Source organism: Hyphomicrobium sp. (assembly GCF_019744875.1).
Taxonomy (GTDB): domain Bacteria; phylum Pseudomonadota; class Alphaproteobacteria; order Rhizobiales; family Hyphomicrobiaceae; genus Hyphomicrobium_C.
In genome coordinates this window covers 156,606-177,064 of record NZ_JAIETU010000004.1, presented here as the reverse complement: position 1 = coordinate 177,064, position 20,459 = coordinate 156,606, and the positions used below count along the sequence as shown (strand labels likewise).

Here is a 20,459-nt window from a genome sequence, read left to right as displayed (position 1 = left end):
CTGCCCACTGCCCACTGCCCACTGCCCACTGCCCACTGCCCACTGCCCACTGCCCACTGCCCACTGCCCACTGCCCACTGCCCAACCCCGCCCTCTTGATTGTTGCAAATCATTCCTATATGCAGTTAAGGACAACCTCCGGAAGGACACTCCACAGATGTCGATGGGTGATGGCGCGACGCGCCGGTACGTGACGATCGCCGCGCTCGTTGCCGCCGTCGTACTCGCAATCGTGGCCTACCGGGGCGGAGCCGAGCACGAGGCGGCAGCCCCCCAAGGCCCCGAAGCCCCCAAGACGTTCCGCGTCGTCACCACCTTCACCGTCATCCAGGACATCGCCCAGAACGTCGCCGGCAGCGCCGCCGTCGTCGAGTCCATCACCAAGCCCGGCGCCGAGATCCACGACTACCAGCCGACCCCCGGCGATATCGTCAAGGCGCAGCACGCCGACCTCGTGCTCTGGAACGGCATGAACCTCGAGCGCTGGTTCGAAAAGTTCTTCGAGAACGTCAAGGACGTCCCGAGCGCGGTCGTGAGCGCCGGCATCGAGCCGGTCGGCATTCGCGAAGGGCCTTACACCGGCAAGCCCAATCCGCATGCCTGGATGTCCCCCAGCAACGCCCTCGTCTACGTCGAGAACATCCGCCGCGCCCTGGCCGAGCACGATCCCGCCAACGCCAAGACCTACGCCGACAACGCCGCCGCCTACGCCGAAAAGATCAAGGCGCTGGACGCGCCCCTGCGCGCTCGAATCGCGGCCATCCCCGACGCCCAGCGCTGGCTTGTCACGAGCGAAGGCGCCTTCAGCTATCTGGCGCGCGACTATGGCATGCGCGAAGCCTACCTGTGGCCGATCAACGCCGACGAGCAAGGCACGCCCCAGCAGGTGCGCAAGGTCATCGACCTGGTGCGCGAGAACAAAATCCCCGTCGTCTTCTCCGAGAGCACCATCTCCGACAAGCCCGCCAAACAGGTCGCCAGCGAAGCCGGAGCGCGCTACGGTGGCGTGCTCTACGTGGATAGCCTGAGCACCGAGACGGGACCCGTGCCGACGTACATCGACCTTTTGAAAGTCACCGTCGAAACGATTGCCGAAGGTTTCACCTCTTGAGCCTTCCGTCGATCAGCGCTCGCGATCTCACCGTGGCCTACCCCAACGGCCACGTGGCTCTCAGGGACGTGTCGTTTGAGCTCGCCTCCGGCACGATCTGCGGCCTCGTCGGCGTCAACGGCAGCGGCAAGTCCACCCTCTTCAAGACCATCATGGGCTTCGTCCGCCCCACGCGCGGCGAGGTCCGCATCTCGGGCCTCTCCGTGCGCGAGGCCCTGAAGAGCAACTGCGTCGCCTACGTCCCCCAGAGCGAGGAAGTCGACTGGAACTTCCCGATCCTCGTCGAGGACGTGGTGATGATGGGCCGATACGGCCACATGGGGCTCTTGCGCATCGCCTCACAGGAAGACCGTCGCAAGGTCGACGCCGCGCTCGAACGCGTCGGCATGACCGCCTACCGCAAGCGCCAGATCGGCGAGTTGTCGGGCGGCCAGAAAAAGCGCGTGTTTCTCGCCCGCGCGCTGGCCCAGGAAAGCCAGATCATTCTGCTCGACGAGCCGTTCACCGGCGTCGACGTCAAGACCGAGGCCGCCATCGTCGATCTCCTGCGCGCGCTCCGTGAGCGCGGCCACCTTATGCTCGTCTCGACCCACAATCTCGGCAGCGTGCCCGAGTTCTGCGATCAGGTCGTGCTCATCAATCGCACGCTTCTGGCCGCCGGGCCGACGCGCGAAGCATTCACACAGCGCAACCTCGAAAAAGCCTTCGGCGGCGTCCTGCGCCACTTCAAGCTCGAAGGCCCAGCCCTGCACGACGACGACGACAGCCGCGCCGTCACCGTGCTCACCGACGACGAACGCCCGCTCGTCTTCTATGGCGATACGCGCGCCTCTCCCCAAAAGGAGACGGCGCCCGCAGTGAAGCCGCAAAAGGACGAGGCCGGCACATGAGCGAGCTGCTGGTCCCGTTCGGATACGACTACATGGTCAAGGCCATGTGGGTCAGCGGTCTCGTCGGCGCCACCTGCGCGTTTCTTTCTGCCTACCTGATGCTGAAGGGCTGGTCGCTGATGGGCGACGCCCTCGCCCACGCCATCGTGCCGGGCGTGGCCGGCGCCTACCTGCTCCACATTCCGTTCGCCGCCGGAGCGTTCTTCGCGGGCTTTCTCGCCGCCCTCGGCATGTGGTTCGTGCGCCAGACCTCGAAGCTGCGCGAGGACGCCGTCATCGGCATCGTCTTCACGACCTTTTTCGCGGCCGGCCTGCTGATGGTCTCCATCTATCCGACCGCCGTGAATATCCAGTCGATCGTGCTCGGCAACATTCTCGGCATCTCGGACGGAGACGCCCTTCAGGTCGTCATCATTGCCGCGATCTCGCTCGCCATCCTCGGCCTCAAGTGGAAAGACCTGATGGTCGTGTTCTTCGATGAATCGCACGCCCGCACGGTCGGCCTCAACCCGACAGCCCTCAAGCTCCTGTTCTTCACGCTGCTGAGCGCCTGCACGGTCGCCGCCCTCCAGACGGTCGGCGCCTGCCTGGTGATCGCGATGGTCGTGACGCCGGGCGCCACCGCGTATCTCCTGACGGACCGCTTCGGCCGCCTTCTCGTGCTCAGCGTCGCCATCGGCGCGACGACGAGCATTGTCGGCGCCTATCTGAGCTTCTTCCTCGACGGAGCGACCGGCGGCATCATCGTCACGCTGCAAACGCTGCTGTTCCTGGCCGCGTTCGTCTTCGCGCCGAAGCACGGCCTGCTGGCCAGCCGGCGCAGCGCCAAGCTCGAAAGCGCGGCCTGATGGGCGATCCGCTCTCCTTCCTCACGGCCCCGCTCGCCTTCGAGTTCATGCAGCGCGCGCTGCTGGCCGCCGTGTTGATCGGCGCGGTCTGCTCCGTGCTCTCTTGCTATCTCGTGCTCAGGGGCTGGTCGCTGATGGGCGACGCGATCTCGCACGCCGTATTGCCCGGCATCGTGCTCGCCTACGTCACCGGCCTGCCGCTGGCTGTCGGCGCCTTTGCCGCCGGCCTCTCGTGCGCGGTCCTGACCGGCTATTTGAAAACGAACAGCCGCGTCAAAGAAGACACCGTGATGGGCATCGTCTTCTCCGGCATGTTCGGCCTCGGCCTCGTGCTGATGACAAAAGTCGAAACCGACCAGCACCTCGTCCACATCCTGTTCGGAAACATGCTGGGCGTGACGTGGCGCGACGTAGCGGAGATCGCGCTCATCTCGGGCTCCGTGCTGATGATCGTGCTCGCCAAGCGCCGCGACCTGGTGCTCTACTGCTTCGATCCGCAGCACGCCCGCGCCATCGGCCTGCCCGTCGGCCTCCTGCACTACGGGCTGCTCGCGCTGCTCTCGCTGACCATCGTCGCGTCGATCAAGGCCGTCGGCGTCATTCTCGTCGTGGCCATGCTCGTGACGCCGGGCGCCACCGCGTTCCTGCTCACGCGCCGCTTCGAAAACATGCTGGCGCTCTCCGCCGCCGTCTCCATCGGATCCTGCGTGCTCGGCACCCTGATCAGCTTCCACATCGACGGCGCGACCGGACCCTGCATCGTGCTGATCCAGTCGGCGGCCTTTGTGCTGGCCTTCCTGTTCGCGCCAGGTTCAGGCGTCCTGCGCACGCGCTCCGGAAACGAGACCGGAAACGCCTGACGCCGCGACGGCTCAGCCTCAGCGCGCCGTGCCCGTCAGGAAAATGAAGCCGGAATATCCGCTGCGGATCTCGCGGTCGACAATGCCGATCATCTGCGCCTTCACATGCCCCGCGTGGTGCTTGAACACGTCCTGGATCGTCTCCGGCGAGAGCTTCAACACGGGAAAAGGCCGGTCCGCCACGACATAGCCCTCGGAGCGCACCAGAAACGCTGCCGCCAGCGTGCCGCCCGTGCGCACCGATCGCGCGAACGCCGCGCAGGCCGCCTCGAACTCGTCCATCACGCCCGTGATCGACTCGGCGCAGAAGAACATCGTCGCCGCGTCCCACGTCCGCGCCGGGAGATCGAAGATCGAGCCTTGCGTCACCTCGCATTTGGATCTGAGCGACGGGATCGGATTCTCAGGCAAAGCATAGTCCGGCCCGTAGGCCTCGCGTGTCACGCCCCAGAAATGCTCCCATTGCGGGCGGAGATCGTCGCGCGCAAGCTCCGCCTTGAGCCATGCGACATTGGTCTCGGCATATTCCCATGCCGTCAGACGCCGCGCCCGCGGCAACGCGCAGAAGAACGGGATCAGGTTGGGGCCGGTGCCGACATCGACGACATCGAGATCGCCGGCCACGGGCGCCGCGCCCTTGAGCGTTTCCACGGCGACGCGGATGACGAGATCGTCATCGGGATGCGGTTCGCCGTAGTAATGCTGGAAATAGGCTTCCGAGTCGAACTTCGCCCACTGGAAATCAGCGTTGCCTTGCGGCCCGCTCGCCTCGCCGTTCCCGCCCATGACTGCTCCCACGTAATTTGCGCCTCGGACAGACACAAATCCCAACGTGGCGCCAAAATCAAGCCGATGCGGCGTGCGGAGGCGTTTCCAACTGCGGAACCTCGGTCACGGGCGAAACGCGGGGCACGAACCGTTCGAGCAGGCTCGTGAGCTGCGCCGCCTCGAGCGGCTTCGAGAAGTGGAAGCCCTGCATTTCTGTGCAGCCGAGATGGTTCATCATCAGCGCGTCGTAGTCCGTCTCGACGCCTTCCGCGACGATGCTCATGCCGAGACCCCGCCCGAGCGAGACCACCGACTGCACGATCGTGCGCGAAGCAAGCGCGTTCGAAACGTTGCTGACGAACGAGCGGTCGATCTTGATCTTGTCGAACTTGAAATTGCAGAGGTAGGACAAGCTCGAATAGCCGGTGCCGAAGTCGTCGAGCGCCGTCTTGAAGCCCATTGCCTGGATCGACTGCAGCACTTCCTTCGTGTGATCGGTCGCTTCGAGCAGCACGCCTTCCGTGATCTCGAGCACGATGCGCTCCGGCGCGACGTCATGCTCGGACGTGAGGCGCTGCAGGCGGCCCGCGAAATCAGCTTCCCCGAACTGCATCGGCGAAAGATTGACCGCGATCTCGAGATCCGGCCAGAGCTTGGCGTCCTTGATGGCGCGCTCGATGATCCAGTTTCCGAGCGCCGGCATCATGCCCGACACTTCGGCGATCGGAATGAAGGTCGCAGGCGAGATGTCGCCGCGCATCGGGTGGCGCCAGCGCAGCAGCGCCTCCGCACCAACAATGGCTCCGGTCCGGCACGACACGATGGGCTGATAGTGCAGCCGCAGCTCGCCGCGCTCGATCGCCGCGCGCAAATCGACTTCGATCGCACGCCGCGTCTCGACTTCCCGCGCCATCTCGGCGGAGAAGGAAACGGCGCGGTCACGACCGAGCCGTTTCGCTTCATAGAGCGCAATGTCGGCGTGGCGCATGAGCTGATCGGCCGTCTGGCCGTGTTCGGGCGCCATCGCGAGGCCGACTGAAACCGAGGCACGGATGTTCTGTCCGTCGATCGCGAACGGCTCGTCGAACGCATTCGTGATCCGCGCCGCAAGCCGCGCCGCGGCGTCCTGCGCATTTGCGGAGATGCACATGACCGCGAACTCGTCGCCGCCGAAGCGCGCCAGGAAATCGTTCGTGCGCAGCCGCGCCTTGAGGCGCCGCCCCACGGCCTTGATGAGCTTGTCGCCGACCTCGTGGCCGAGCGTATCGTTGATGTCCTTGAACCGGTCGATGTCCACGTAGGCCGCAACGGCGTGCTCACCTGAGCGGCCGCCGTCAGAAGTCCTCAGCCAGGCCTCGACCTTCTCGATCATGTTCTGGCGGTTGGGCAGGCCCGACAGCGCGTCGTGCTTGGCTTCGTGGCGCGAGCGCGCCTCACGTTGCGTGAGTTCTTCCGATGCCAGCTTGAGACGGGCGAACATGTCATTGCAGAACATGCCGGTCGCAAACACGCCGCACGCCAGCAGCGGCAGCAGAACGGCCAGCAGGAATTGGCCGGGACGCCGCGTCTCCCACGACAGGTATCCGACCAGCCCACCGTCGTCGCCGACGAAGGGATCGGACACGTAGCTTCCGGCCAGCACCTGGTTCGGCGTGAGCGAAAGGGTCGGCAGAAGGAGCGTGCGCGACAGCTTCGAGATGAAGTCGGCGTCGATGTAGACGACGCTGATGAGCAGCTTCGGCGTGCCCTTGAGCAGGGTCAGCTCGACGTTCGGCACGATGGTGAGGGCAGCAACGACCGCATAGCGCCCGCCGACCGAGAAGATGTGTCCAGACCAGCGGGCCGCTTCCACGGCGCCCGCGAGCACGCGATAGTTCTTCTGGGCCTCCAGGAACAGGTCGGGACGCGCCTTGAGCGTCGAAGCCCCGCCGCGCGCTTCCGAAATGACGGGAGCCAGAACGGCGCGCCGCTTTTCGAAGTCCGCCGGATCATGGCGCGTCGCATCCGAATACGCGTACAGAGGCCGATCTTGCGCGTCGAGGATGTAGACCTCGTCGTGGCCGTACGTTTCGGTCAGGAAGACGCCGAAGTTGCTGTCGGTAAAGTCGAGGTCGATGGCATCGGGCCCGATCTTGGTGACGGACTCGTCCCACCACGCCACGCTCTTCTGGCCGTCGAGCACATTCGCGATGCTTTGATTGAAGGCATTTTCGAGCAGCGAGCGCTCGGTCTCGGTCGCCGCGCGATTGGCGGACCAGCCGGCGAATGCAACCGTGGCGAGCAACACCATACCGAAAAACGAGACGGCGATCCGCGTCAGCCGTGTCAGGCGACGAAGATCGCCCTCGTAGAGGTCAGTCGTTTCTCCAAGTGCCATAGCTACTCGACCACACCTTGATGTCTGGGTCCCAGCTAAACCGCCGAACACCTAAGTCATTCTTAGGCGGAGCCACATTTGCTGCCTTCTCTCAGTTCGTAGTGAACAAAGGGTTAACGCTCGTTTTGAGATAACACAGCTTCGTGCGTTAACTCTTTTTCGGTTGCATTCAACAGATTAACGCTTTATTAAACCAATCGTCGGGGAACGACTTCAAGTTCTCTTGTTTATAGTGCCGTTGAGCAAATCTGACCATGGATGCACATCTCGTTATTCGTACGCGTGCAGACAGCGAAGAACTCCGGAAAGCCTCGCTCTCGATAGAGCAAGCCGCGTGGAGCGAGCTGGGATACTTAAATTTCACCCGCGCTCATTACGACCTCTACGCGAATCTACTGACGGAATACTCTGACTACCAACTTTGCCTCGTTGACGAAGACACGAACTATCCTGTCGCCGTCGCGAACTGTGTTCCCATCGACTGCACCGGCTCCGACGACCTCCCCCCGGAAGGGTGGGACTGGCTTGTAGAGACAGCCGCACGCCCGAAGGGCCGCCGCCAGATGCTGGGCGCCCTCGCCATTTCCGTGCCGGTCATCCATCGCTCCAAGGGCTACGCCCGCATGATGATCCGCGCTCTGATGGATCTCGCGGAGGCCAAGGGCCTGCATGGTCTGGTAGCGCCGGTGCGCCCCTCTGCGAAGGCGTTGCACCCCTGGGTCTCGATCGACGACTACATCACCTGGACGGACGACCGCGGCCGCGTGTTCGACCCGTGGGTGCGCAGCCACCTGTCGTCCGGCGGCAAGCTCATCGGTCCCTGCAAGCGCTCCATGGTCGTCGACGAGCCGCTCGCCTTCTGGGAGACCTGGGGCCGCCAGACCTACACGCGTTCGGGCTCCTATGCCCTTGATGGCGCACTGGTTCCTGTCGATATCGACGTCGAGCGCAAGGTCGGCCGCTACGAAGAGCCGAACATCTGGGTCGCCTACTCCTGCTGATCGGCGCGCCGGGCTGCTTTCGCCGCCACAGCCCCCAGCCACAGGCGGTCGCCCGCCCGACCGTCAGCACCCGGCCAGATGCCACAGTGATCCCACATTGTTGTCACGCAGCCGAGTTGCGCGGCGGCGATAATCAGTGTCTGGTGTGCCGGCGTATCGGATGACCCGGGGCTCCCGGACGCGAGCACAATCGAGGGACACACATGACCTCTGCACGGCCTCTGAACCGGCGTCGCGGCTTCGCCGCCCTGGTGGCACCCATCATGACCATCGGCCTCGTCTCGCCGAGCGCGGCCGAGCCGACCTTTTCACCCTTGCTCGGTTCCTGGGCGGGCGGCGGAACCTACAAGCTGCAGGACGGCACGACCGAACGCCTGAAGTGCGACGCCTATTACACCGGCAGCGGCACGCAGCTTGGCATCGCGGTGCGCTGCTCGAGCCCGAACAACAAAATCGAAATGCGCAGCAAGCTGAGCGCGAACGGCACATCGCTCAGCGGAAGCTGGGAGGAACGCACCTATAACGCCGGCGGCGACGCCAAGGGCACTCTGTCCGACGCCAAGCTCCACCTCGCCATCGTCGGCGGCGTGACAGGATCGATGACAATCACCTATGATCAGACGAAGCAAAACGTCGCAATCGCGACCGAGGGCACGGCCCTCAAGAGCGTGACGATCACCTTGTCGCGCAAGTAGGCTTCGAACATGAAGGAAGTGAAGGTCAGATGGGTTCGCCGCCCTCTCTAGCAGCCCGGCTCGGAACGGATCAGACCGTTCTGACGGCCGAAGGCTCTTGGACCATCGATCATGCCCACGACCTTGACGGACTGATCGACCAGACGCTGCGTCAGGCCCCCGCCGAGCGGCCCGTCGTGGTCGCCCTCGACCGGATCACGAACCTCGACACCTACGGCGCCTGGATGATCGAGCGCGTCGTGCGCGCGCGCGAAACCGGGATCGGCAAGGCCCGCCTGCAAGGCCTCCCGGACCGCTACCGCAGCCTTTACGAAGAAATCCGCAGCACCGAGCACGCCCCGCCCCCCGCGGCCTCGTCTCCGACGCCCCTTTCGGACCACCTCGCCAACCTCGGCCGCGGCACGGTTGCGTTCGGCCATGAGCTCGCCGCCTACGCCTCGATGCTCGGCGCGCTCGTCCTCGCCATCGGGCGTGCTATCGCAAATCCTCAATCGTTTCGCGGCACGTCCACCCTCCACCACCTCGATCGCGTTGGCTGGCGGGCCGTGCCGATCATGGTGCTCATTACGTTCCTGATCGGCTGCATCATCGCCCAGCAGGGCTTCTTCCATTTCCGAAAGTTCGGCGCCGACGCGTACGTGGTCGACATGGTCGGCATCCTCGTGTTGCGCGAGATCGGCGTGCTCATCGTCGCGATCATGATCGCGGGCCGCTCGGGCAGCGCCTACACCGCCGAGCTCGGCTCGATGAAAATGCGCGAAGAGGTGGATGCGCTGCGCACCATGGGCCGCGACCCGATCGACGTGCTGATCCTGCCGCGCATCATCGCACTCGTCATCGCGCTGCCGATCTTGACGTTCCTGGGATCGATGGCCGCCCTCTACGGCGGCGGTGTGGTGGCCTGGCTGTACGGCGGCATGAGCCCTGAAATCTACCTGCAGCGCCTGCGCGAGGCGTTGTCCGTCACCCACTTCGAGGTCGGCATGATCAAGGCGCCGTTCATGGCGCTGGTGATCGGTATCGTCTCCTGCGTGCGCGGTCTCGCGGTGAAGGGTAGCGCGGAATCGCTGGGCGCCGAGACCACCGCCTCGGTCGTGAAGTCGATCTTCCTCGTCATCGTCCTGGACGGCCTTTTCGCCATCTTCTTCGCCGCGGTGGACATGTAGCCCATGGTCGAAAAAGCAATCGAGAGCATGGCCGCAAGCAGAGACGTGAACGCGAGCGCGGACAACGTCATCGAGGTGCGCGACCTCGTAGTCGGCTTCGGCGACCGCACCGTGCTCAACCGCGTGACCTTCGATGTGAAGCGCGGCGAGGTGTTCGGCTTCGTCGGCGGATCGGGCAGCGGCAAGTCGGTCCTGCTGCGCACCATCATCGGGTTGATCCCGCGCCGGTCCGGCAGCATGAAGGTGCTCGGCACGCGCCTGGATGCCGCGACCGAAGAAGAGCGCCGCGCCATCGAGCGCCGCTGGGGCGTGCTGTTCCAGCAAGGCGCGCTGTTCTCCTCGCTCACCGTGCTCCAGAACGTGCAGTTCCCGATGGTCGAGTATCTCGATCTTCCCCAGCGCCTTATGGACGAGATGGCCGCCGTCAAGCTCGACATGGTCGGCCTCAGCCGCGCCGATCACGACAAGATGCCCTCCGAGCTCTCCGGCGGCATGACGAAGCGCGTCGCCCTGGCGCGCGCGCTCGCCCTTGACCCGGAGCTCGTCTTCCTGGACGAGCCCACCTCGGGCCTCGACCCCATCGCGGCCGGCGATTTCGACGCATTGATCCGCACGCTCCAGCAGACGCTGGGCCTCACGGTCTTCATGATCACGCACGACCTCGAAAGCCTGCACACCATCTGCGATCGCGTCGGCGCACTGGCCGACGGGCGCGTGGTCAACACAGGCTCCATCGAGAGCATGCTGGCCAGCGATAACCCGTGGGTGCAATCGTACTTCCGCGGGCGCCGCGCGTCCGCCTATCACACCCGTCCTGCCAACTCTGAGGCTTGAGCCGACCATGGAAACGAAGGCGCGCTATACCCTGATCGGATCCTTTGTCCTCGCGGTCACACTGGCCGCGTTCGCCTTCGTCTACTGGCTGGCGAATTCCGGAGGGCTCGCGGACCGGCAAGTCTTCCGCATCCGCTTCCAAAGCTCCGTCTCGGGTCTTCTCAAAGGATCGAGTGTCGTCTTCAACGGCATCCGTGTCGGCGAGGTGGTCGACATCGCGCTCAACGCGGACGCACCGAAGGAGGTGATGGTGACCATCGCCGTCGATCCTTCGACGCCCGTGCGCGACGACACGGAGGTCAACGTCGACTTCCAGGGTCTGACCGGCGCGCCCGTGATCGAATTGAGCGGCGGAGAGGCGACTGCCGCCCGCTTCGCCGCTGTTGCCGGCGAGCCGCCGCTGCTCAATGCCGGTACGGCCAGCACGCAGAGCCTGACGCAGTCGGCGCGCGCAACGCTCACCCGGCTCGACAAGGTGATCGACGACAACAGCGCGGCCCTGCATGACGCCATCCAGGGCATCAGCACCTTCGCGGGCGTGCTCTCGCGCAACTCCGAGCGCATCGACGGCATCCTCGCCGGACTCGAACGCTTTGCCGGCGGCGCCAAGGCGAAGCCCGGCATCTATGTTCTGACGGCGCTCTCCGGCAAGCAGGCCTGCAAGGGCGCGAAGCATCCGCAGCTCGTCGTCCCCGAGCCCGCTGCGGCCATGGCCTTCAATTCCGACAAGGTGATCGTGATCGGCACCCCGCCCGACAACAATCCGTTCGACAAGGCGCAGTTCACCGACAACATCCCCTCCGTCGTGCAGTCGAAGCTGATCGAAAGCTTCGAGAACTCGGATTGCTTCGACGGCGTGACGCGCCCGCTCGACAATCTCGAGCCGAGCGAGCAGCTCCAGGCCGAGATCCGCAGCTTCGCGCTCACGATGACGCCCACGCCCAGCGCAACCGTCGAGATCGCGGTCAAGCTCGTGAGCGCAGGCGGCAAGATCGAAGGCTCGCGCGTGTTTACGGAACAGACGCCGCTTGCGGCCGTAGACTCGCCGTCGGCCGTTGCCGCGCTTGATGCGAGCTTCGGCAAGGTGGCGGCTGCCATAGTGCCCTGGGTTGCGGACCTGCCGCGCGCTGCGGCGCCCGCAAAGGGCGCCAAGCCGGCAGACGGCGCAGATCCGAAGGACGACGATCTTCCGAAGGATGATGGGCCGGAGATGCCGGAGCCGCCCGCGGCGCCCTAGCGACAGCTAGAAGCGCCCCCGTCGCTTAGAAGCGGTTGGCTTAGAAGCGGTCGCGCCGCACGTCGACTTTCACGAGACCGGTTGCATAGGCGATACCCGCCAGCACGATGGCCAGCGGGATGGCGACGATGAGCACCATGGCAAACGTCATGGCCATGCCGAGCAGCGCGGCCAGTCCCACCATGACGACGAGCGCGAAAACGACGTAGGCCGCCCCGGTCGCAAGCCAGCGCCGCCAGCCGGTCAGTTCGGCGGTTTGCTGTCCATGACGATCGATGACGATGATCGTCTCCTCGGGTTTCGGTTTCATCGGTGTCTCCAGCCTCAGATGACGCCCTGGGGCGCACCGCGCAATATATAGGAAGACGCGAGCGAATTTCGAGCGCCATCGACCTAACCCTAGGGAACCGCTCCAAGATCCGGTGCGTCGATGATCCGGTGTGTCGAAAGGCCCGCGCCGTCAGGCGTCGGCGTCGGCCGCTAACGCCAGCCCGCCCTCGACGAGAAGCGGCTCCGGCAGCCCTTCCCCCGTCTGCTCCGTCAGAAACGCGTCGAGCTCGATCGCCGTCGGCAGCCCCAGCCGCGCGCCGAGACGCCGGCATTTGAGCGCCGCCGCAGCGGACGCGGCACGCGCCGCCGCCGCATCGCTCAAACCCGAGGCGAGCCCCAGCGCAAAGATGCCGTGAAACGCGTCGCCCGCCCCGGTCGTGTCGACCACCGGCACGGCGAAGCCAGCCTGCTCGCCACGTCCATCGCGGCCGCTCCAGACGTATCCGCGCGCGCCGCGCGTCACGCCGGCGTGCTGCACGCCGCGCGCATGCAGAGCCGCAAAGCGCGCTTTGTCATCCGGCCCTGCCACGAATGCCTCGAAGGCAGGCGCCGAAAAGATCGCGTAGTCCGTCAGCGCGATCACGCGATCGAGCAGGATGCCGCCACCGAGATCGATATCCGCAATCGTCGGTACACCCTGCCGCCGCGCCTCACTGAATGCCGCCTGCGTACCTTCGAGCCACGAGAGATCGCTGAGCACCGCGCCTGAGGACGCGATCTGTCCGAGCGGCAGCCACCCTGCCTCCATCGGCATGACGTGGTCGTCTTCGCTCACCACCAGCCGCTCGCCCTTGGCGTCCACCACGATGGCCGCCGTCGGCGTAGTCGCGCCCGCGCACGCGACGACGAACCCGGTGTCCACGCCACAGCGGTCGAGCGCGCGCAGCACGAGCTCACCGGTCTCGTCATCGCCGATCCGGCTCCAAAGCCGAGGCATGCCGCCAGCTCTCGCGATGGCAGCCGCGGCGTTCGAGGCCGAGCCTCCGCCCTCGTCGCGATGATCCAGCGCGCGCACCTTAGTCGGCTTGACGGGAAAGGCCTCGATGCGATAGAGGCGATCGAGCGCCGCATGTCCAACGACGATGACGGGTTTCATTTGGCGGGCATGATCCTGAAAGCAGAGCCTGGTCTCACACTGAAACGCTCCAGACGCCCGGAAGGTCCCACAGCGCGAAGCGACGCGCACCGAAAGCTCCGCTCATGTTCCAGCCGGGACAGAAACACAGAGGCCCCCGTGGCACTTTCCGGTCATCGGCGACCCGCACCGGGCGCCACACCGAGAAAATCGGCAGGAGCCCACCATGTACAAGATCGTCGCCATCGTTCTGTCCACGCTGCTGATTGCCATCTTCCAGATCCAGGCCGCATCGGCCGGCTGCGGCGGCGGACACGGCGGTTTCCACGCCTACCAGTCGAAGGCTCCGAGCCGCCACGCCGCCCAGCAGTCGCGCGCCCGAAAGGCTCAGGCCGTCGCGGCCGCCAAGCAGAAGAAGGCAGCTCAGATCGCCCGCGCCGAAAAAGCAGCCGACAAGAAGCCCGCAGCAACCGCGTCCGCAACCTTCACCGAGAAGACCGCCGAGACCGCAAGCACCACGGAAGTTTCTGACGAGAAGGTCACGGTTGCCGCGATCGATGGCGGCTGCACCAAGTTCATCGCCGCCACCGGCACGACCGCCAAGGTCGAATGCGCCAAGCAGTAAGCCGTTGCCGCACTGACAATCGAGACCGGGGCCCCCGCTCCGGTCCTTTTTGTTTTTAGGCGTCTTGCTTTCAGGTACCGAGCCACCGCCGCCGCATCTGCCATCCGCAGATCGCAAACCCCAAGGCGGCAATCGCACCTGTGAGTTCGGCGACATGCGTCTGCATGACGTAGTCCTGCCCGAGACGCTCGTCATACGTTGCGCGCGATAACCCAACCAGACGATCCGCACGAAACACGCGCCGGCCGTCCTTGTCTTCGAGGCGCCCGATCGCCATCACCGGACCATTGGCAACCAGCCCCGCAATGCGCACCGCGCCGCGAAAGTATCCGGGCGGCGCGTCGTCGCGCTTGGAATCGGTCCAGCGCGTTGTCAGTCGGTCGAAGTCGTAGTCGTCATTGCCGATCCGATACGTCCCCGACGCGGTGGTGACGTCGAGCGGCTGCTTGCCGCTGTCGAGGTTCCGCCAGCCCTGCCCGCGGCGCTCGCGCCGGTAGGCGACGAACCCGCCGTACAGCGGAGCGACCGAGGCCGAAATGTGCCCGTCGATGATCGCGAGCTGACCGGGCACGGCCGTGCCCACATCCGGAAGCGTTGCCAGCAGCGCGCGCTGGTCGGCGATGTCGCGTCTGGCCACGATGGCCTTGCCCGAGATCAGGGCCGAGACGAAAGCGAGCGCAGCAAAAGCGATGAAAAGCCAATCGGCATGCGGAGTTTTCGGATGCCTGAGGACTGCCATGATGCGATACGCCAAAAAGATCCGACGTCAGACCGACCCGCGCGGCACCATGCGACGCAGAAAGGGTTAGGTCAAATTTACTACGCGGCATCCTTGCTTTGTTCTCATTTTGTTCTATATTGTTGGCACATCCCAACCACCTGATCGGAGGCTTGCCGCTGATGACGCCCCCGCATGCCCCGCCCCCGCATGCCCCGCCCCCGCATGCCCCCACGGCCTCCCACACGCGCGATGAAACCGTGCGTGAGCTGCGCCGCATGCTGTCGCGCATCGAAAGCCTGCACATCGAAGGTGTGGACGGCGACGCCCCCCGGGGCCTGTCGTTCGGGCTCCCGGCGCTCGACACTCATCTTCCGCGCGGCGCTCTCTGCTTCGGGGCCATGCATGAGATCGCCCCCGAGAGCGAGGCCGATCTCCCCGCCGCGATCGGATTTCTGATTTCGCTTCTCGCCCGTGCGCCGGGCGCCGCGCCCCTTCTGCTCATTCTCGAAGCGCGCGGAATCGCCCGCAACGCACGCCTCTCCGGCCACGGCCTCAACACGCTCGGCCTCGACCCCGGCCGCGTCGTCCTGGTCGAGACCGCCAACGAGAAAGACACCCTCTGGGCAACCGAGGAAGCCTTGCGCTCGGGCGTGCCCGCAGCCGTCGCAACCACGCTCGGCGTCAAGTTGAACCTCAAGACGAGCCAGCGCCTGCAGGTCGCCGCCCGCGAGGCGCGCCTCCCGCTCCTGCTCCTGAGGCCGCCGGCTGCAGAGAACGCCGCCACCGCCACCACACGATGGCGCATCGCCTCGTCCGAAGCCGCCCGCGACCGCTTCGGCCTCACAACGCGTTGGCGATGGCGCGCCGCGCTCGAACGCTGCCGCAACGGCCGGCCGGGCGAATGGATTTTGGAGTTCGACCATGCCACGCATCGTTTCAGTCTGGCTGCCGCGCTGGCCGATCCTGCGCTTCCTGAAGGACGAAGCGCGCCACCGGTCCGAGAGCAAACTGCAAGGCGAGCCGGTTGACCCGAAGCGGCCGTTCGTGCTGGCCGATGCCGCTGACACGGCCAGCATCCTGGCCGTCAATCGCGCCGCCGGAGCGGAAGGCCTCGCACCAAGCATGCGCATCGCGGACGCACGCGCGCGCATCGGCTTCCTGCAGGTCCGCACCCACGATCCGGAAGCCGACGCGAATGCGCTCGCGCGCCTCGCCCATTGGAGCACGCGCTACACGCCCTCCGTCGCCCCGTTGGATGCCGCCAATGGCGCCGACGGCCTGTTTCTCGACATCACGGGGGCCGCCCATCTTCTCGGCGGCGAAGAGAAGCTGCTGGCCGACCTCGCGCGCCGCCTCGCCGCCTTCGGCCTCGACGCGCGGCTCGCTTGCGCGGAAACACCCGGCGCCGCATGGGCGATGGCGCGCTTCTCGCGCACGCCCGCCCCAATCCTGGCGGCCGGAGCGGAAGCCGAAGCGCTTGCCCCTTTGCCCGTCGAAGCCTTGCGGCTCGATGCGGAAACCGCGCTCACGCTGCGCCGGCTCGGCTTCAAGCGTATCGGCGCGCTGATGGGGCAGCACCGCGCGCCCTTCGCGGCCCGCTTTGAAAAAGCGCTCCTGAAACGCCTCGATCAGGCGCTCGGCCGTGTCGCCGAGCCGCTCGCCCTGCTCGCGCCGCCCGCGGTCTATCTCGCGCGCCGCTCGCTCATGGAGCCGATCTTCACCGAGGACGCCATCGTCGAGGTCGCCGGCACGCTGATGCACGATCTTGTCCCCGCCCTCGAACGCGATGGCGCAGGCGCACGCGCGGTGCGGCTGTCGCTCTATCGCGTCGACGGCCTGGTCGAAACGCTCGACCTCGCCCTGGCTCTCCCCACGCGCAACCCCGATCACGTCACGCGCATGCTGAAGCTGCGGCTCAATCGCATCGCCCAGGAGCTCGACGCCGGGTACGGCTTCGAAACCCTGACCCTCGCCGTCGCACTCGCCGAGCCGATGCAGGCGGCGCAGGTGGAAATGAGCGCTGCCGGCGCCAGCGCGCTCGAGGCAACGACGCGCCTCGCAAGCCTTCTCGACGCCCTGCGCCAGCGTCTCGGCCAGCACAGCGTCCGCCGGCTCGAAGCGCGCGCGCGCCATACCCCGGAGCGCAGCGAGACGGTCACGCTCGCCGCGCCGCAGACGCTGCACTGGCCGCCCCCGCGCAGCACACGCCCGGTTCTGATGTTTCCGCATGCCGAGCCGGCGGATGTCATCGCGCTTCTTCCCGATGGACCGCCACAGCGCCTCACGTGGCGCGGCCGCCATCACACGATCGCGCACGCACAAGGCCCCGAGCGCATCGCGGCCGAATGGTGGAGCATGCAATCGCCAGCCCCCACCCGCGACTATTATCTCGTCGAAGACAAAGCCGGACGCCGCCTCTGGCTCTATCGCGAAGGCATCCCTGGCCGTGAAGCCGCCGCCCCGCGCTGGTTCGTGCACGGCCTCTTCGCATGAGCCTGCCCATGCCCCGCCACATCACGCCGCGCTACGCCGAGCTGGCCGTCACCACCAATTTTTCGTTTCTGCGTGGAGCCTCCCATCCCGCCGAGATGGTGGCGGCGGCGGAAGCTTTGGGGCTCGACGCCATCGCCATCACCGACCGCAACACCTTTGCCGGCGTTGTCCGCGCCTTCGATGCCTGCAAGCAGCACAAGGCGATCCGGCTGATCGTCGGCGTGCGCCTCGTCACCGTCGACGGACTGGAGCTGCTCGCCTATCCCACCGATCGCGAAGCCTATGCCCGCCTCTGCCGCTTGCTCACGCTCGGAAAGCGCAAAGCCCCCAACACCGAATGCCACCTGACGCTCGAGGACATCCTTGCCGCCAGGGACGGCCAGATCTTCATCGCCCTCCCGCCGGACACGCTCACGCCCGGGTTTGAAACGCATCTCGAAACGCTGGCCCGCGCCGCACCTGCCGCGAGCTTCCTCGCCGCCGCTCACCGCCATCGCGGCGACGAGCCGCAACGTTTCGGGCGCTTGGCGGCACTGGCAAGTCTCGCCGGCACGCCCCTCGTCGCCATCAACGACGTGCACTATCACGAGCCCCGGCGCCGCCCTCTCGCCGACGTGCTCACCTGCATCCGCGAGACATGCACGATCCACGACGCGGGCTTCCGCCTCGACGCCAATGCCGAGCGCCATCTGAAGACGCCATCCGAAATGGCGCGCCTGTTCGCCGATTATCCCGACGCGATCCGCCGTACGATCGAAATCGCCGAAGCCTGCCGCTTCAAGCTCGACGACCTCAAGAACGAGTATCCCGACGAGCCGGTGCCGCCGGGCAAAACGCCCCAAGGGCACCTCGAAGATCTGGCATGGACCGGCGCCCGCTGGCGCTATCCGCGCGGTCTTTCGGAAAAGGTCGAACATCAGATCCGCGACGAGCTGCGCCTCATCGCCAGGCTCGACTACGCCCGCTACTTCCTCACCGTGCACGACGTCGTGCGCTTCGCGCGCAGCAAGGACATCCTGTGCCAGGGACGAGGCTCGGCCGCCAACAGCGCCGTCTGCTACTGCCTCGGCGTCACGGAAGTGAACCCCGAGACCAGCAATCTCCTGTTCGCCCGCTTCATCTCCGAGCAGCGCAAAGAGCCGCCCGACATCGACGTCGACTTCGAGCACGACCGGCGCGAAGAGGTGATCCAGTACATCTACGACCGCTACGGCCGTGAGTACGCCGCCATCTGCGCCACCGTCATTCACTATCGCTCGCGCCGCGCCATTCGCGAGGTCGGCAAGGCGATGGGACTGACGCCCGACGTGACGGCCGCCCTCGCCAAAACCGTCTGGGGCAGCCACGCCGACGGCCTTCCCGACAAGCACATCCGCGAAGCCGGCTTCGATCCGGAAAATCCCGCGATCCGCCAATCCATCCTGCTTGCCCGCGAGCTGATCGGCTTCCCGCGCCATCTCTCCCAGCACGTCGGCGGCTTCATCCTGACCAAGCGACGCCTCGACGAGACCGTCCCGATCGCCAACGCCGCGATGGACAAGCGCACCTTCATCGAGTGGGACAAGGACGACATCGACACCCTCGGCCTGATGAAGGTCGACGTTCTGGCGCTCGGCATGTTGAGCATGCTCAGGCGCGGCCTCGACTTCCTGCGCACGCATTACGATCGCCCCCTGGCGCTCGCCACCATCCCTGCCGATGGCACCGACGACGCGGAGAAAGTCTACGACATGCTGGGGCTCGCCGATTCCGTCGGCGTCTTTCAGGTCGAGAGCCGCGCGCAGATGTCGATGCTGCCGCGCCTCAAGCCGCGCCAGTTCTACGATCTCGTCATCGAGGTCGCCATCGTCCGCCCCGGCCCGATCCAGGGCGACATGGTGCATCCCTACCTGCGCCGCCGCGAAGGTATCGAAGCGGAGGTCTATCCCTCTCCCGCCCCGCCTCACTCCAAGGATGAGCTGAAGGAGATTTTGCAGCGAACCAAGGGCGTGCCTCTGTTCCAGGAACAGGCCATGCAGATCGCCATCACCGCAGCGGAGTTCACACCCGACGAGGCGGATGGCCTGCGCCGCGCCATGGCCACGTTTCGCCACAACGGCAACGTCCATCTCTATCGCGACAAGTTTCTCGGCGGCATGACCCGGAAAGGCTACGATCCGAAATTCGCCGAGCGCTGCTTCGGCCAGATCGAAGGCTTCGGCGAGTACGGCTTCCCCGAAAGCCATGCCGCGAGCTTCGCGCTGCTTGTCTACGCCTCGGCCTGGATGAAGTGTCACTATCCGGACGTCTTCTGCGCCGCCATCCTGAACAGCCAGCCGATGGGCTTCTACCAGCCCGCCCAGCTCGTGCGCGATGCGCGCCAGCACGGCGTCGAGGTGCGCGAGGCCGATGTCAACTTCAGCGCCTGGGACTGCACGCTGGAGCACACCAGCGCCAAGAGCCCGCATCGCTTCGCCGTCCGCCTCGGTTTGCGCCAGATCGAAGGCCTTGTCGAAGACGAGATGAAGCAGCTCGTCGCCGCACGCGGCAACGGATACGGCAACATCGAACGCCTGGGCGCAGCCGGCATCTCGCGCGCCGCCGTCGAACGGCTCGCGGCCGCCGACGCCTTCCGCTCGATGGGGTTCGACCGGCGCCAGGCGCTCTGGTCGGCGCGCAGGCTGCGCACCATTGGCGCGGCCGCGCACTATGAGCCGGCAGGCGGATTTGACGAAGCCCGCCGGCCCGGATCCTCAAGAAGAAAAAAGGCGCACGTCAACGAAACGCTGCCGCTCTTCGATCCCCATCAGGGCGACGAGCTCTTCCCCGAGCCCGCCGTGAGCCTGCCGACGATGCCGCTCCCCGAGCACGTCGCCGAGGATTACGTCACGACGGGCCTGTCGTTGAAGGACCACCCCGTCGCCTTCTTCCGTGAACGTCTGGGCCGCCTCGGCGTGACGCGCAACGCCGACCTCCGCGATCCGCAGAAGACACCGCACGATGCAAAGATCGTCGTCTGCGGCCTCGTGCTGACGCGCCAGATGCCCGGCGGCAAGAAAGTGGTCTTCGCCACGCTCGAGGACGAAACGGACATCGCCAACATCATCGTCTGGCCGAAAATCTTTGCCCGCAATCGCCGCACGGTCATGAGCGCGCGATTTCTCGCCGTACGCGGACGCTTGCAGCGCGCTGGCATCGTGGTGCACATTTTGGCCGAAAGCTTCATCGATCTCTCGGACGACCTCGCGCTCCTGCGCGATGCGGAAAGCCTTCAGCAGGGCAAATCCGGCCCGGCACCAGGTGCGGCCTCATTCCCACTACGCAGCCGCGATTTTCATTGAGAACGTCAATCAACCGATTTCAAAACTAGACTTGTCCTCCGTTATATTCTTATGAATATATCGTGAAAGGGAGTGGATCTGGCTGGGGGCCGGGTCCAGAGTTGGGGG

At 65.9% G+C, this 20,459-nt stretch carries 18 protein-coding genes; 13 read left to right on the top strand and 5 right to left on the bottom strand.

Features of this window, described 5'->3' with window-relative positions; translation table 11 throughout:
• The first annotated feature begins 157 nt into the window (after positions 1-157).
• Genes K2Y42_RS10045 through K2Y42_RS10030 form a run of 4 tightly spaced genes read left to right on the top strand, consistent with a single transcriptional unit; the run spans position 158 to position 3,709 of the window.
• Positions 158-1,111 carry a metal ABC transporter substrate-binding protein gene (locus K2Y42_RS10045; RefSeq protein ID WP_291151802.1) on the top strand — a complete coding sequence of 318 codons (954 nt, stop codon included), beginning with the start codon at positions 158-160 and terminating at the stop codon, positions 1,109-1,111.
• Complete coding sequence (locus K2Y42_RS10040; protein ID WP_291151800.1) at positions 1,108-2,001, top strand: manganese/iron ABC transporter ATP-binding protein; 894 nt, start codon at positions 1,108-1,110, stop codon at positions 1,999-2,001. Before K2Y42_RS10045 ends, K2Y42_RS10040 begins: the two co-directional genes overlap by 4 nt.
• The gene (locus K2Y42_RS10035) at positions 1,998-2,849 is read left to right on the top strand and encodes a metal ABC transporter permease (RefSeq protein ID WP_291151796.1); all 852 of its coding nucleotides are present in this window, start codon (positions 1,998-2,000) and stop codon (positions 2,847-2,849) included. Before K2Y42_RS10040 ends, K2Y42_RS10035 begins: the two co-directional genes overlap by 4 nt.
• Positions 2,849-3,709, top strand: coding sequence for a metal ABC transporter permease (locus K2Y42_RS10030; protein ID WP_291151793.1), 861 nt, complete (start codon positions 2,849-2,851; stop codon positions 3,707-3,709). The genes K2Y42_RS10035 and K2Y42_RS10030 overlap by 1 nt, the downstream gene beginning before the upstream one ends.
• Positions 3,710-3,727: 18 nt before the next feature.
• Here K2Y42_RS10030 and K2Y42_RS10025 read toward each other — a convergent pair whose 3' ends face one another.
• Together K2Y42_RS10025 and K2Y42_RS10020 are read right to left on the bottom strand one after the other, a co-directional pair.
• Positions 3,728-4,495 carry a hypothetical protein gene (locus K2Y42_RS10025; RefSeq protein WP_291151790.1) on the bottom strand — a complete coding sequence of 256 codons (768 nt, stop codon included), beginning with the start codon at positions 4,493-4,495 and terminating at the stop codon, positions 3,728-3,730.
• Between the two features lie 58 nt (positions 4,496-4,553).
• Complete coding sequence (locus K2Y42_RS10020; RefSeq protein ID WP_291151787.1) at positions 4,554-6,854, bottom strand: EAL domain-containing protein; 2,301 nt, start codon at positions 6,852-6,854, stop codon at positions 4,554-4,556.
• Between the two features lie 254 nt (positions 6,855-7,108).
• Here K2Y42_RS10020 and K2Y42_RS10015 point away from each other — a divergent pair, with 254 nt between their 5' ends.
• The 5 genes from K2Y42_RS10015 to K2Y42_RS09995 all read left to right on the top strand — a co-directional run bounded on the left by K2Y42_RS10015 (position 7,109) and on the right by K2Y42_RS09995 (position 11,787).
• Entirely contained in the window at positions 7,109-7,855 is a 747-nt protein-coding gene (locus K2Y42_RS10015; RefSeq protein WP_291151784.1) for a transferase, read from the top strand.
• Between the two features lie 203 nt (positions 7,856-8,058).
• Positions 8,059-8,550 carry a hypothetical protein gene (locus K2Y42_RS10010; RefSeq protein ID WP_291151781.1) on the top strand — a complete coding sequence of 164 codons (492 nt, stop codon included), beginning with the start codon at positions 8,059-8,061 and terminating at the stop codon, positions 8,548-8,550.
• 29 nt (positions 8,551-8,579) lie between these two features.
• Complete coding sequence (locus K2Y42_RS10005; RefSeq protein WP_291151778.1) at positions 8,580-9,716, top strand: ABC transporter permease; 1,137 nt, start codon at positions 8,580-8,582, stop codon at positions 9,714-9,716.
• A gap of 3 nt (positions 9,717-9,719) precedes the next feature.
• Entirely contained in the window at positions 9,720-10,550 is an 831-nt protein-coding gene (locus K2Y42_RS10000; RefSeq protein WP_291151775.1) for an ATP-binding cassette domain-containing protein, read from the top strand.
• 7 nt (positions 10,551-10,557) lie between these two features.
• The gene (locus tag K2Y42_RS09995; protein WP_291151772.1) at positions 10,558-11,787 is read left to right on the top strand and encodes an MlaD family protein; all 1,230 of its coding nucleotides are present in this window, start codon (positions 10,558-10,560) and stop codon (positions 11,785-11,787) included.
• 40 nt (positions 11,788-11,827) lie between these two features.
• Here the strand turns inward: K2Y42_RS09995 and K2Y42_RS09990 are convergent, their stop codons facing one another.
• Together K2Y42_RS09990 and K2Y42_RS09985 are read right to left on the bottom strand one after the other, a co-directional pair.
• The gene (locus tag K2Y42_RS09990) at positions 11,828-12,097 is read right to left on the bottom strand and encodes a hypothetical protein (RefSeq protein ID WP_291151769.1); all 270 of its coding nucleotides are present in this window, start codon (positions 12,095-12,097) and stop codon (positions 11,828-11,830) included.
• 150 nt (positions 12,098-12,247) lie between these two features.
• The gene (locus K2Y42_RS09985) at positions 12,248-13,213 is read right to left on the bottom strand and encodes a PfkB family carbohydrate kinase (protein WP_291151766.1); all 966 of its coding nucleotides are present in this window, start codon (positions 13,211-13,213) and stop codon (positions 12,248-12,250) included.
• A gap of 205 nt (positions 13,214-13,418) precedes the next feature.
• Here K2Y42_RS09985 and K2Y42_RS09980 point away from each other — a divergent pair, with 205 nt between their 5' ends.
• The gene (locus tag K2Y42_RS09980) at positions 13,419-13,817 is read left to right on the top strand and encodes a hypothetical protein (protein WP_291151763.1); all 399 of its coding nucleotides are present in this window, start codon (positions 13,419-13,421) and stop codon (positions 13,815-13,817) included.
• Positions 13,818-13,887: 70 nt separating this feature from the next.
• Here the strand turns inward: K2Y42_RS09980 and K2Y42_RS09975 are convergent, their stop codons facing one another.
• Positions 13,888-14,556 (bottom strand): hypothetical protein, encoded by a 669-nt coding sequence (locus K2Y42_RS09975; RefSeq protein WP_291151760.1) that lies wholly within the window; start codon positions 14,554-14,556, stop codon positions 13,888-13,890.
• Between the two features lie 161 nt (positions 14,557-14,717).
• Between K2Y42_RS09975 and K2Y42_RS09970 the strand changes: the two genes are divergently transcribed.
• Genes K2Y42_RS09970 through K2Y42_RS09960 form a run of 3 tightly spaced genes read left to right on the top strand, consistent with a single transcriptional unit; the run spans position 14,718 to position 20,351 of the window.
• Positions 14,718-15,566, top strand: coding sequence for an ImuA protein (locus K2Y42_RS09970; RefSeq protein ID WP_291151757.1), 849 nt, complete (start codon positions 14,718-14,720; stop codon positions 15,564-15,566).
• On the top strand, positions 15,460-17,031 hold the full coding sequence (locus K2Y42_RS09965) for a DNA polymerase Y family protein (protein ID WP_291151753.1): 1,572 nt from the start codon (positions 15,460-15,462) through the stop codon (positions 17,029-17,031). Before K2Y42_RS09970 ends, K2Y42_RS09965 begins: the two co-directional genes overlap by 107 nt.
• 8 nt (positions 17,032-17,039) lie before the next feature.
• The gene (locus tag K2Y42_RS09960) at positions 17,040-20,351 is read left to right on the top strand and encodes an error-prone DNA polymerase (protein ID WP_291151750.1); all 3,312 of its coding nucleotides are present in this window, start codon (positions 17,040-17,042) and stop codon (positions 20,349-20,351) included.
• Positions 20,352-20,459 lie beyond the last annotated feature (108 nt).